The following is an 11,105-nucleotide window of genomic DNA, read 5'->3' as shown; positions in this document are numbered from 1 at the left end:
GTAACGGCCCCTGGACTCAACGTGAGCTGATTGCCTTGCGGAACTGATCCAGGGTATCCCGGATTACGACGTCTTCGTTGCTGACCACGTTGTCATGCCCTTGGCCTGCGATAAACAGGGGTTCCTGGGTTTCGTAGTCGAAGGCCGCCAGCGCAAACATCCGGAATCGATACCAGAGGTCCCAGATGCTGACGTAGGAGAAACGCACGACCATCTTGTCAACGCGCTCGGAGTCGGGCCCGACCTCTCCTGCCTGGACTTTCACCACCGCCTTGCCTGCCCCTTCCAACCCCGCGCCAGGACCGTACTTAAGGGCAGCAAAAGCAGCGCTATCCGCCTCCTTCAGGAAATCCAAGACCGGGGCGCCTTTGACTGCGAAATTGACGTTCTGCGGCAAGGCGCCGCCGGTACTCTGTGCCACCGCCGCAGGGTTGAGCGTTTGGTTAACCACGCCAATGACGCTCCCGTCTCGATCCAACAACGGACCACCGCTGTTACCCGGCTGAATCTCTGCAGAGACTTGCAGTTGCTTGTCATCGTCTCGCAAACCCGTCGTAGCAGAAAGCAGGCCGCGCGACATGCGAGCGTTGTTGCCAAGAATACGGCTGAGCGGGTAGCCAATGGTGAACACATCTTCACCCATCGCTGGTGGCTTCGTGCCGACGCGGAAACTCAATGCCGTCGCGCCGGCAGGCATCGGATCGCGCAGTTTCAGCAGCGCCAAGTCAACCTTGGCATCAATCTTGAGCACATCGGCGAGCAGGCGCTGCCCATTCAAAGTGATGGTCGCCACTTTCTGTTCCCCCATCACATGGGCGCAGGTCAGCAACCAGCCGTCCATGCTGACGACAAACCCCGTCCCTTGCGATGCCTCAATCGGCTTGGCCGGGTCCATCAAACGGACCTTCAGCCCCATGCCCTCAATCTCCTGAGTCACGCGCGGAATCAGCTTGCGAGGATCCTCTTTGGGAGGGATGAGCAGTACTTCCCGATAAGCCTTGAAGCTCTTGGACTTCAGAGTCTCGGACTGCTTGTCGTTGGTATAGAGCTGACTGGACGACGCGCAGCCGGTGAGCGCGCCGACGAGCAGCAACGCATGCAATGCCCGCATGGACATAAGAGACCTCCCTGCCTACAAACTAATATGCGCAAATCGTAACAGCAGGTAAACAAACTGCCCGCCCAAGCCATACTGGCACACCGCACAACACGGCAACTGCACCGATCAGCGGCTGCGGCGGATCGGTCCAAACCTCAACCAGCTGAACGCGGCACGCGTTTCTTTGACTGCTTCGCCGGCGGGCCGATCGCGCCCGCCGCCGCCAGCCCCAGGATGCGGCGGAACTTCGGGCAGGCCAGGTGGCTGGGCTCGGGGCAGACGGCGGCATGCCGCAGACCGTCGCGCATCGCGCTGAGCTGGCGGATCGTGCGGTCCAGCTCGTCGGCCTTGCCGGCCAGCATCCGGCGGTCGATGCGCGCCCGGCCGTCCGGCGCGAACATCAGCGCGATCTCGTCCAGCGCGAAGCCGGCCGCGCGCCCCAGCGCGATCAGCGCCAGCCGCTCCAGCACCGCCGGCTCGAACAGGCGCTTCAAGCCCTGCCGGCCGATCGAGCGGATCAGGCCCTTGTCCTCGTAAAAGCGCAAGGTCGAGGCGGGCACGCCGGACCGCTGCGACACCTCGGTGATGTCCATCTGGGATGAGCCTCGCATGGGCTTGACTTCAAGTCGACTTGAAGTTGCACAGTCTAGCCATTACGAGGAACCCCACCGATGAACACCCCTTCTCCCTACGACGACCAGGTCAGGCTCTGGAACGGCCTGGCCGGCCAGGCCTGGGTCGACACCCAGGCCATCCTGGACCGGCTGTTCCAGCCGATGGAAGACCTGCTGGTCGCAGCGGTGATGGCCGGCGCCGGGCCCGCGGGCCGGGTGCTGGACATCGGCTGCGGCACCGGCGCCACCACCCTGGCGATCGCGCGGCGCCAGGACGCGCGCGGCGGCTGCACCGGCCTCGACATCTCGGCGCCGATGATCGCCCGCGCGCGCGAACGCGTCGCGCAGGAGGGCTCGGCGGCCCGCTTCGTCTGCGCCGATGCGCAGGACTTCGCCTTCGAGCCCGCCAGCGTCGACATGATCGTCTCGCGCCTGGGCCTGATGTTCTTCGGCGACCCGGTGACCGCCTTCGCCAATCTGCGGCGCGCCGCGCGCCCGGGCGCGGCGCTGCGCTTCATCGCCTGGCGCGGCGCCGCGGAGAACCCCTTCATGACCCTGGCCGAGCAGGTCGCGGCGCCGCTGCTGCCCACCCTGCCGGCGCGCAAGCCGGGCGCGCCCGGCCAGTTCGCCTTCGCCGAGCGCGCGCGGGTGCAGGCCCTGCTGGAGGCCGCGGGCTGGACCGGCGTCGAGATCCGGCCGCTCGACCTGGCCTGCCGCCTGGCCGAGCCGGAGCTGATCCCCTATCTGAGCCGGCTCGGCCCGGTCGGTCTGGCGCTGCCGGCGGCCGATAACGCCACCCGCGCGCGGGTCATCGCCGCGCTGCGTAGCGCCTACGAGCCCTATGTGCAGGGCGAGGAGGTGCGCCTGAACGCGGCCTGCTGGTGGGTCGAGGCCACCGCGCCGCAGGGAGCCGGCCATGCATGAGACGGCCCTGCTGTTCCATGCGCTGCCGATCGGCCTGGGCGCGACCCTGCTGATGGACCTCTGGGTGCTGCTGCGCCGGCGCTTGTTCGGCCTGCCCGCGCTGGACTACGCGCTGGTCGGCCGCTGGCTGCTGTACCTGCCGCGCGGCCGCTTCTGCCACCGCCCGATCACCGCCTCGGCGCCGCTGCCGGGCGAGGGCCTGGTCGGCTGGAGCGCCCATTACGCGATCGGCATTGCCTTCGCGGCCCTGCTGCCGCTGTTCTGGGGTCTCGACTGGATCCGCACGCCAACCCTGGCGCCGGCCCTGATCGTCGGCCTGGGCAGCGTGGCCGCGCCTTTTCTGCTGATGCAGCCCGGCATGGGCGCCGGCCTGTTCGCGCGCCGCCTGCCGCGGCCCTGGGCCGCGCGGCTGCAGAGCCTGCTCACGCACGGCGTGTTCGGCCTCGGGCTCTATGCGGCGGCCTGGCTGCTGAGCCGGGCCTTCGGGCCCTGAGCCTCAGCGCCGCTGCACCAGCGGCAGCAGCTGCGAGGCCTGCTCCAGCTTGTCCTTCTCGACATGCAGGCCCAGCACCACGACGCGGTAGCGGCCGGGCAGCTCCATCGCCTCGTAGATCTGCTGGGCCAGCGCCTCGCCGGCGGCCTGGCCCAGGCCGGGCCGGCATTGCAGCCACAGGGTGTAATGCGGCCGGATCGGCTGCACCGTGATGATGTCCTGGCAGCCCAGCCAGGCGCCGCGCACATCGCGCTCGCGCAGCAGCAGGCCGCGCAGCTCGCGCAGCACCGGTTCGTCCAGCTGCACCGGCAGCGGCCGTTCCCAGCAGGGCGTGGCGGCGAACCGCTCCCAGGATTGCTTCTCGCGCTGCTCGCTGCCGTTCAGGCGCTCGCGCCACAGCCGGCGCAGCTCGGCCGGCGGCACCTGGCCGGCGGCGGTGCAGGCGTCCAGCCATTGCTGGGCCAGGCTGGCGGCGCGCCAGGCATGCTGCGGATGCTGCTGATACAGCTGGTCCAGCCAGGCGCCGACGCGCGCCTCGCCCTGGCCCAGCGGCGCATGCAGGCGGGTCAACCACAGCAGCACCCGCTCATGCTGCGGCGCCTGCTGCAGCGCCAGCTCCAGCAGCGGGCTCGGGTCGGTGTCGCTCAGCGCCTCCATCGCCTCGGCCCAGCGCAGCAACTCCTCGACGCTCAGCTCCTCGCCGACGCTGCTGCGCGCGCGGAACACCTTCAGGTCGGCATGCAGGGCGCGCAGGCGCTCGCCATGCTTGGCCCAGTCCTGCTTGGCACCCTGCCACCATTGAGCGTCGAGCGCGGCACCGATGCGCGAGCGCGCGCTGCCCAGCAGGTTCAGCGAGCTGCTGCCGGAGAGCTCGCCCAGCCCGCTGCTCTGGCCCAGCGCCGCCAGCCGGTCCTTCAGCACCGGATGGGTGTCGTTCAGGTCCGGCAACTGGCGCAGCTCCTGGCGCAGGCCCTGCTGCACCCGCTCCGGCTTGACCACATGCTGCAGCGCATTGGCCATCTGCGCATGCGGCGCCGGGCGACCGTTCTCCAGCCGCGCCAGGCGCCACCACAGACGCCAGAAATCCTCGGCGTAGAGCCGGCCCTTGACCGCCACCTCCTGCAGGGTCTGGCCCGCCACGTCGGCGCCGAACAGGCGCGCCGAGACGCGGTCGGCCTCGTACTCGTCCTGACGCGCCAGCGCGAAGCTGAGCGCGTCGAAGCGCGGGAAATACCAGCGCACGAAACCCGCCAACGCCAGGCTGACGACCGACTCCGATTCGCGGTAGCGCTCGCTGAGCGCGCTCCAGGCGCGCCGGCTGCGGTAGATCCAGGCCGAGAGCTTGCCGTGGTCGCCGCGCAGATGGCCGTATTCATGCGCGATCACCGCATACAGCCGGCGCGGCTCCAGCGCCGCCAGCAGCGGCCAGCCGATGATCAGGTAGTTGCGGTGCGCCAGGCCCAGCCATTGCGGCTGCTGCACGATCGCGGCATTGAAGTCGCCGTTGATGATCACCGCATGCAGGGCCGGCCCCTTGACCTTGCTGCGGATGCGGTCCAGGCCGGCGAACAGCTCCGGCGCATCGCCGGCCGCCAGGCGCTGGCCCTCGGGTTCGGTGAAGGGCACGCGCATGCCGACCAGGGTCGCCCACAGCAGGCCCAGGCTGGCCAGCGCGGGCCAGAACATCCAGCCGCGCAAACGGTCCTGCGCCGCCATCCAGCCGATCCAGGCCAGCACGCCCAGCGCCAGCAGGGCCAGCAGGAAGACGGCCGCATAGCCCAGCAGCGCGAAGCCGAGCACGCGCCGGCGGTAGGCCCGCGGGTCGTCCTGGCTGGCCTGCTCATGCGTGCGCACCAGGTGCACATAGTCGGAATAATCCATCGCTCCCTCTAGCTCCTGCGTTCCGCGGCGATTGTGCCCATGGCGGCACAATGCCCGCCATGACCCCGCCCCTCTCCCCTCTGTTGCGGCGGCTGGCCCTGCTGGCCGCCGCCATCGGACTGGCTGCCTGCGCCGGCCCGCGGCCCGCGCAAGACCTGACCCCACCCGCGATCATCGCCGTCGAGGCCTGGGGCGGCAACGCCCCGGCCGAGCCGCCGGCGCGGCCGCAGCGCATCAGCCACATCACCCTGCACCACCAGGGCGAGACCTGGACCGAGGGCGCCGATGTGGCGGCCTATCTGCGCCGGCTGCAGCAATGGTCGCGCCTGAGCAAGCGCTGGGCCGACATCCCCTATCACTATGTGATCGCGCCGGACGGCCGCATCTACGCGGCGCGGCCCGAGAACCGGGCCGGCGACACCAACACCGGCTACGACCCGACCGGCCATGCGCTGGTCATGGTGCTGGGCAACTTCGAGGAGGTGAAGCCCAATGCCGCGCAGCTGCGCGCCGTGGTCGATCTGATGGCCAGCCTGGCCGCCACCCATGGCCTGGCGCCCGACCGCATCGGCGCGCACAAGGACTACAGCGCCGGGACCGTCTGCCCGGGCGCGAACCTTTATCCCTATGTCCAGAGCGGCTGGCTGCGGCGCGCGGTGGCCGCGCGCCTGGCCGGCAGCCGGGAGCTGCCGCCGCTGCTGTGAACCGCCCGCCACCTCAGTGCAGCATCAGCTCCACCTCGCCGGCCACGTCGCCGGCCGCGGCGAGCCGGGCATCCAGGTAGTCCAGGTCCAGGTGCAGGTGCTCGACCAGCTCCGGCACCGCCTGGCGCAGCGCCTCCGAGGGGCGGTCATGATGGGCGGCCGCATCGGCCAGCACCTCGGCCAGGTGCAGCACCGCGGCCAGCAGCGAGAAGGGGCTGTGCTCCAGCGGCGCAGGGGCGTCCTCGAAGGCGGTCACCAGGGCGGCCGGGAAATGCCAATGCTGGGCCAGCGAGGCGGTGACATCGGCATGGGTGCAGTCAAAGCGGTGCTGCTCCAGCGAGTAGCGGCTGCCGGGCTCCTCGGCATGGGCCTCGACATCGGCCACCACCTCGGGCTGAGCCAGCGCCATCATCAGCTGGCCGGTGCGCAGCATCAGGCCGGCCAGGTAGGCGGTGTCGGCATTCATCTGCAGCACGCGGCTGAGCAGTTGGGCATAGGCGGCGGTGGTCACGCTGTGGCGCCAGAAGCGCGCACGGTCCAGGCCGCGCACCGCCGGAAAGGCGCCGGCCAGGCAGGTGGCCAGCGACAGATTGCGCAGGGTCTCCATGCCCAGGGTCACCGCGGCATCCTGCAGGGTCGCGATCTGGTGCGAGGGGCTGTAGCGCGCCGAGTTGGCCAGGCGCAGCACCTTGGCCGCCAGGCCCGGGTCCTTGCCGATCAGCTCGGCCAGGGTGGCCATGCTGATGTTGTCGTCGTCGAAGCTGCGCAGCAGACGGCTGGCAACCTCCGGCATCGTCGGCAGGGCGTTCGGGCTCTGGAAGAATTTCTCGGCAGCAGCGAGCATGGTGCGGGCCTCCTGGAGGAATGGGCCCGCACAGTCTAGGCAGGGGGCGTTGCTCGCACATGCGGAATTGTGCCGGCTTCCCAACCCTTTAAATCTTGTTACTCGGTCCCGGCCAGCGCCAGCAGCCCGGCCGGGTCCAGCAGCTGCACGGTATAGCCGGCCACCGCGATCAGGCCCTTGGTCTTGAGCTGGCGCATCATGCGCGACAGGGTCTCGGGCGTGATCGCCAGCTGGGCGGCGATGTCGCGCTTGCGCTCGGCCAGGCGCAGCTGCGACTGGCCGCCGGCCTGCTGCAGCAGCCAGGCCACCAGGCGCTTCTCGGCGTCCTTGTGCATCAGGTCATGGGCGGCGGCCGACAGCGCCCGCACCGTCTGCGCCAGCGCCACCAGCAGGCGGTCCTGCATCGCCGGCTGGCGCGCCATCAGCAGGCGCATCGCGCCCAGCGGCAGCTCGGCCAGCTGCGCCGGCCCCAGGGCGCGGGCGTCCTGGCCATGGCCGCCGCCCAGCCAGGCGCTGCCCAGGTCGACCCAGGCCGGCCCGCGCAGGGTGCGCTCCAGGTGGAAGGGCGCGGCCGCCTCGTCGCGCGCCAGTCCCAGGCCCACCGAGCCTTCCAGCACCGCCACCAGGACCAAAGCCGGCTCGCCGCGGCCGAACACGCGCGCGCCGGCCGGCAGGCGGCGCAGCCGCGCCATCGCCTGCAGCGCCGCCAGCTCGCCCGGCTCCAGCCGCGCGCCGCCCAGCAGCGCCTGCCAGACCGCCGGCTCCACCCAGTCCGCGTCGGCCGCGCCGGGCAGCGGCAGCGCCGGGGCGGCATAGGCGGAGGACGGGGCATCGAGATAGGCGCTGCTACTCACGGCGGATCGGGGTTCGCGATGGCGAAACGGCATTGAGGGATCGGATGGCCGCATCCTGCGGCAGGCCGACTCGCCCGGCCTTGCGCTGCGTCAAATGCCCGATGCGCTCGCGGGCCGGCCCCCGCGACACAATGGCGCCACCATGTCGTCGATCCGTTTCTCCCCGCCCCCGACCACCCCGCTCCAGCCCGGCGGCAGCTATGCCGCGCCCTTCGAGCTGCTGGCCGCCTGCCATGAGCGGGTGGTGCGCAGCCTGGACCTGCTGGAGCGGCTGCTGGTGCATCTGGAGCGGCAGGGCGGCGTCGCCGATGCCACCGCGCGCGATGCCGCGGCCGATGTGCGGCGCTATTTCGGCCTCGCCGCGCCGCTGCACCATCAGGACGAGGAGCGGCATCTGTTCCCGGCGTTGGAGGCCGGCGGCGACGCCGCGGCCGCCGCGCTGTGCACGCGGCTGCGCGAGCAGCACCGCGAGATGGCGGAACTGTGGGGGCCTCTCGACGCGGCGCTGGCCGCGCTGGACGATCTGCCGCGGCTGCGCCGGCTGACGGCCCGCTTCCTGGTGCTGCAGCGCGGCCATCTGCGCAGCGAGGACGAGGGCCTGTTCCCCGCCGCCGCCGCGCTGCTGGACGCCCAGGCGCAGCGCGCGATGGGCCTTGAGATGGCCGCACGCCGCGGCCTGGAGCTCACAGGATCAGCAGCGCCCGGAAGTCGTTGACATTGGTGAAGGTCGGCCCGGGCGAAACCAGGTCGCCCAGCGGCGCGAAGAAGCCGTAGGCATTGTTGGCGTCCAGCTCGCGCTGCGCGTTCAGGCCCAGCGCGGCGGCGCGCGCCAGCGTGGTCGGCGTGACGATCGCGCCGGCGTTGTCCTCGATGCCGTCGATGCCGTCGGTGTCGGCCGCCAGCAGATGCACGCCCGGCTCGCCCTGCAGCGCGATCGCGGCGCCGAGCAGGAACTCGGTGGCGCGGCCGCCCCGGCCGCCCTTGGCTTTCACCGTCACGGTGGTCTCGCCACCCGACAGGATCACGCAGGGTTTGCTGAACGGCGCATCGCGGCGCGCCACCGCGCGCGCCAGCGCGGCCTGCACCTTGCCGACCTCGCGCGATTCGCCCTCCATCTCGTCGCTGAGGATATGGGCCTCGATGCCCAGCGCGCGCGCGGCCGCGGCGGCGGCCTCCAGGCTCTGCTGCGGCGTGGCCAGCATCACCAGGCGCTGACCGGCCAGGCGCGGGTCGCCGGGCTTGGGCGTCTCGAAGGCGCCCGACTCCAGGCCGGCCAGCGCCGCCGGCGGCAGCTCGATGCCGTAACGCCGGCAGATCGCCAGCGCGTCGGTGCAACTGCTCGCGTCGGCCACCGTCGGGCCGGAAGCAATCACCGCCGGATCGTCGCCCGGCACGTCGCTGATCAGCAGGGTCAGGACTTGCGCCGGCGCGCAGGCCGCGGCCAGGCGGCCGCCCTTGATCGCCGACAGATGCTTGCGCACGCAGTTCATCTCGCCGATCGCCGCGCCGCTCTTCAAGAGCGCGCGGTTGATCGCCTGCTTGTCCTCCAGCGTCAACCCCGGCGCCGGCAGGCTCAAGAGGGCCGAGCCGCCACCGGAGATCAGGCAGATCACCAGGTCGTCCGCCGTCAGCCCTGCGGTCATCGCCAACATGCGCTCGGCGGCGAGCCGGCCCGCCTCGTCCGGCACCGGATGCGCGGCCTCGACCACCTCCAGCCGCTCGGGGGCGTAACCGGGCGGGTTATGGCCGTAGCGCGTGATGACCAGGCCCGACAGCCGCGCCTCGCGCGGCCAGGCCGCCTCCAGCGCCCGGGCCATCGCACCGCCGGCCTTGCCGGCGCCCAGCACCAGGGTGCGGCCTTTGGGCGGCGGGGGCAGGTGTTGCGCCAGCACCCGGTCGGGCAGCGCGCGGGCCACCGCCACGTCGTAGAGATGGCGCAGCAGCGCGCGAGGGTCTTGCGTCATCGCCCGATTATGCGGACTGTCCCAGCTCGTGATTGCCCAACAGCTCCAGCGCGCGCACCAGGGCCGAATGGTCCAGCTGCTCGTCCCCCCGGGCCGCGCAGGCCTGCATCAGCTGGGCCGCGTTGGCGGTGCCGGGCAGCGCCAGGTTCAGCGCCTTCGCGCTCTGCAGCGCCAGGTTCAGGTCCTTCTGGTGCAGCTGGATGCGAAAGCCCGGCTTGAACGTGCGCTTGATCATGCGCTCGCCATGCACCTCGAGGATGCGGCTGGCCGCGAAGCCGCCCATCAGCGCCTCGCGCACCTTGGCCGGATCGGCGCCGGCCTTGGAGGCAAACACCAGGGCCTCGCCGACCGCCGCGATGTTCAGCGCCACGATGATCTGATTCGCCACCTTGCAGGTCTGGCCGGCCGAAGCGCCGCCCACCAGCGTGATGTTCTTGCCCATCAGCTCGAACAGCAGCTTGATGCGCTCGAACACGGCCTGCCGGCCGCCGACCATGATGGTCAGGGTGCCGGCCTTGGCGCCGACCTCGCCGCCGGAGACCGGCGCGTCCAGCCAGTCGCAGCCCAGCGCCTCGATGCGCGCGGCGAAGTCCTTGGTGGCGAGCGGGGCGATCGAGCTCATGTCGACGACGGTCTTGCCCTTGGCAAGACCCGCCGCGATGCCGCCCTCGCCGAACAGCACCTTCTCGACGTCCGGCGTGTCCGGCAGCATCGTGAAGATCACCTCGGCCTGCCGCGCGACCTCGGTCGCGCTGGCGCAGACGGTGACAAGGCCGGCGGCCTTGACCTCCTCGCGCACCGCGCTGCGCGTGTGCACGAAGAGCGGGTGCCCGCCGGCCGCCAGCCGCGCCGCCATCGGCGCGCCCATGATGCCCAGGCCGATGAAACCGATCTTGTACTTCTTCTCGCTGCTCATTGCTGTTCCTCTCAAGACTCACTTGTATTTGTCGCGCAGGGCCTGCGTGGCGCCGCGGAACACGCCAAGGTCGCTGCCCACCGCCACGAAGCTGGCGCCCATGTCCAGGTAGCGGCGCGCGTCGGCCTCGACCGGAGCGAGGATGCCCACCGCGGTGCCGGCGGCCTTGCAGGCGGCAAAGATCTCGGCCATCGCCGCCTGCACCTCGGGATGCAGCGGGTTGCCCAGCTGGCCGTAGCCGGCGGCCAGGTCGGAGGGGCCGATGAACACGCAGTCGACACCATCGACCGCCGCGATCTCGGCCACCGCGGCGACGCCGGTGCGGCTCTCGATCTGCACGATCACGCTGATCTGCTCGTTGATGCCCTGGAAATAGCCGGGCACCGTGCCGTAGCGGTTGCTACGCTGCGCAACCGAGACGCCGCGCACGCCCTGCGGCGGGTAGCGGGTGGCGGCCACGGCGAGCCGGGCCTCCTCGGCGCTCTCGACAAAGGGGATCAGGAAGTTGTAGAAGCCGGCGTCCAGCAGGCGCTTGATCTCGACCTGGCTGTTGAACGAGGGCCGCACCACCGGCGCGCTGACGCTGTCCTTCAGCGCCATCAGCTGCGGCACGAAGCCGCTGACCTCGTTGGGCGAATGCTCGCCGTCCAGCAGCAGCCAGTCGAAACCGGCCACGCCCAGCACCTCGGTGCTGATCGGATTGGCCAGGGAGCACCAGCACCCGATCAGCGTCTCGCCCGCCAGCAGGCGCTGGCGGAAGCTGTTCGGGAAGGGGCAGTAGGGGGTGGTGGGCGTGGGCATGTGATGGGGAT

General features: G+C 71.0%; 12 protein-coding genes. 4 read left to right on the top strand and 8 right to left on the bottom strand.

Annotated elements, in window-relative coordinates:
• Positions 1-16 precede the first annotated feature (16 nt).
• Positions 17-1,117 carry a serine protease gene (locus G8A07_RS07515; RefSeq protein ID WP_195796434.1) on the bottom strand — a complete coding sequence of 367 codons (1,101 nt, stop codon included), beginning with the start codon at positions 1,115-1,117 and terminating at the stop codon, positions 17-19.
• 137 nt (positions 1,118-1,254) lie between these two features.
• Positions 1,255-1,710: a helix-turn-helix domain-containing protein gene (locus tag G8A07_RS07510; RefSeq protein ID WP_195796433.1), complete on the bottom strand. Its 456-nt coding sequence runs from the start codon at positions 1,708-1,710 to the stop codon at positions 1,255-1,257.
• 60 nt (positions 1,711-1,770) lie between these two features.
• On the opposite strand from G8A07_RS07510, the gene G8A07_RS07505 reads away from it, so the two are divergent.
• Both G8A07_RS07505 and G8A07_RS07500 read left to right on the top strand, forming a co-directional pair.
• On the top strand, positions 1,771-2,637 hold the full coding sequence (locus tag G8A07_RS07505) for a class I SAM-dependent methyltransferase (RefSeq protein ID WP_195796432.1): 867 nt from the start codon (positions 1,771-1,773) through the stop codon (positions 2,635-2,637).
• A complete protein-coding gene (locus tag G8A07_RS07500; RefSeq protein WP_195796431.1) occupies positions 2,630-3,130 on the top strand; it encodes a DUF2938 domain-containing protein in 501 nt (166 codons plus the stop codon). Before G8A07_RS07505 ends, G8A07_RS07500 begins: the two co-directional genes overlap by 8 nt.
• Positions 3,131-3,133: 3 nt before the next feature.
• Here the strand turns inward: G8A07_RS07500 and G8A07_RS07495 are convergent, their stop codons facing one another.
• Positions 3,134-5,011, bottom strand: a complete 1,878-nt coding sequence (locus G8A07_RS07495; protein ID WP_195796430.1) for a M48 family metallopeptidase — start codon at positions 5,009-5,011, stop codon at positions 3,134-3,136.
• 59 nt (positions 5,012-5,070) lie between these two features.
• Here G8A07_RS07495 and G8A07_RS07490 point away from each other — a divergent pair, with 59 nt between their 5' ends.
• Positions 5,071-5,715 (top strand): peptidoglycan recognition family protein, encoded by a 645-nt coding sequence (locus G8A07_RS07490; RefSeq protein WP_195796429.1) that lies wholly within the window; start codon positions 5,071-5,073, stop codon positions 5,713-5,715.
• Between the two features lie 13 nt (positions 5,716-5,728).
• Here G8A07_RS07490 and G8A07_RS07485 read toward each other — a convergent pair whose 3' ends face one another.
• Together G8A07_RS07485 and G8A07_RS07480 are read right to left on the bottom strand one after the other, a co-directional pair.
• Complete coding sequence (locus G8A07_RS07485; RefSeq protein ID WP_195796428.1) at positions 5,729-6,559, bottom strand: HDOD domain-containing protein; 831 nt, start codon at positions 6,557-6,559, stop codon at positions 5,729-5,731.
• Between the two features lie 98 nt (positions 6,560-6,657).
• Positions 6,658-7,413 carry a Crp/Fnr family transcriptional regulator gene (locus tag G8A07_RS07480; protein WP_195796427.1) on the bottom strand — a complete coding sequence of 252 codons (756 nt, stop codon included), beginning with the start codon at positions 7,411-7,413 and terminating at the stop codon, positions 6,658-6,660.
• 142 nt (positions 7,414-7,555) lie between these two features.
• On the opposite strand from G8A07_RS07480, the gene G8A07_RS07475 reads away from it, so the two are divergent.
• On the top strand, positions 7,556-8,128 hold the full coding sequence (locus G8A07_RS07475) for a hemerythrin domain-containing protein (RefSeq protein ID WP_195796426.1): 573 nt from the start codon (positions 7,556-7,558) through the stop codon (positions 8,126-8,128).
• Here G8A07_RS07475 and G8A07_RS07470 read toward each other — a convergent pair.
• The 3 genes from G8A07_RS07470 to garL are packed head-to-tail and all read right to left on the bottom strand — an operon-like array spanning position 8,097 to position 11,094.
• On the bottom strand, positions 8,097-9,377 hold the full coding sequence (locus G8A07_RS07470) for a glycerate kinase (RefSeq protein ID WP_195796425.1): 1,281 nt from the start codon (positions 9,375-9,377) through the stop codon (positions 8,097-8,099). The two genes, G8A07_RS07475 and G8A07_RS07470, sit on opposite strands and share 32 nt — an antisense overlap.
• A gap of 7 nt (positions 9,378-9,384) precedes the next feature.
• Entirely contained in the window at positions 9,385-10,293 is a 909-nt protein-coding gene (locus G8A07_RS07465; RefSeq protein WP_195796424.1) for a 2-hydroxy-3-oxopropionate reductase, read from the bottom strand.
• Positions 10,294-10,311: 18 nt separating this feature from the next.
• Positions 10,312-11,094 carry a 2-dehydro-3-deoxyglucarate aldolase gene (gene garL / locus G8A07_RS07460; RefSeq protein ID WP_195796423.1) on the bottom strand — a complete coding sequence of 261 codons (783 nt, stop codon included), beginning with the start codon at positions 11,092-11,094 and terminating at the stop codon, positions 10,312-10,314.
• Between the last annotated feature and the right edge of the window lie 11 nt (positions 11,095-11,105).

The sequence above is a fragment of the Roseateles sp. DAIF2 genome (genome assembly GCF_015624425.1).
Taxonomy (GTDB): domain Bacteria; phylum Pseudomonadota; class Gammaproteobacteria; order Burkholderiales; family Burkholderiaceae_C; genus Kinneretia.
This window is presented reverse-complemented; position numbering and strand designations above follow the sequence as displayed.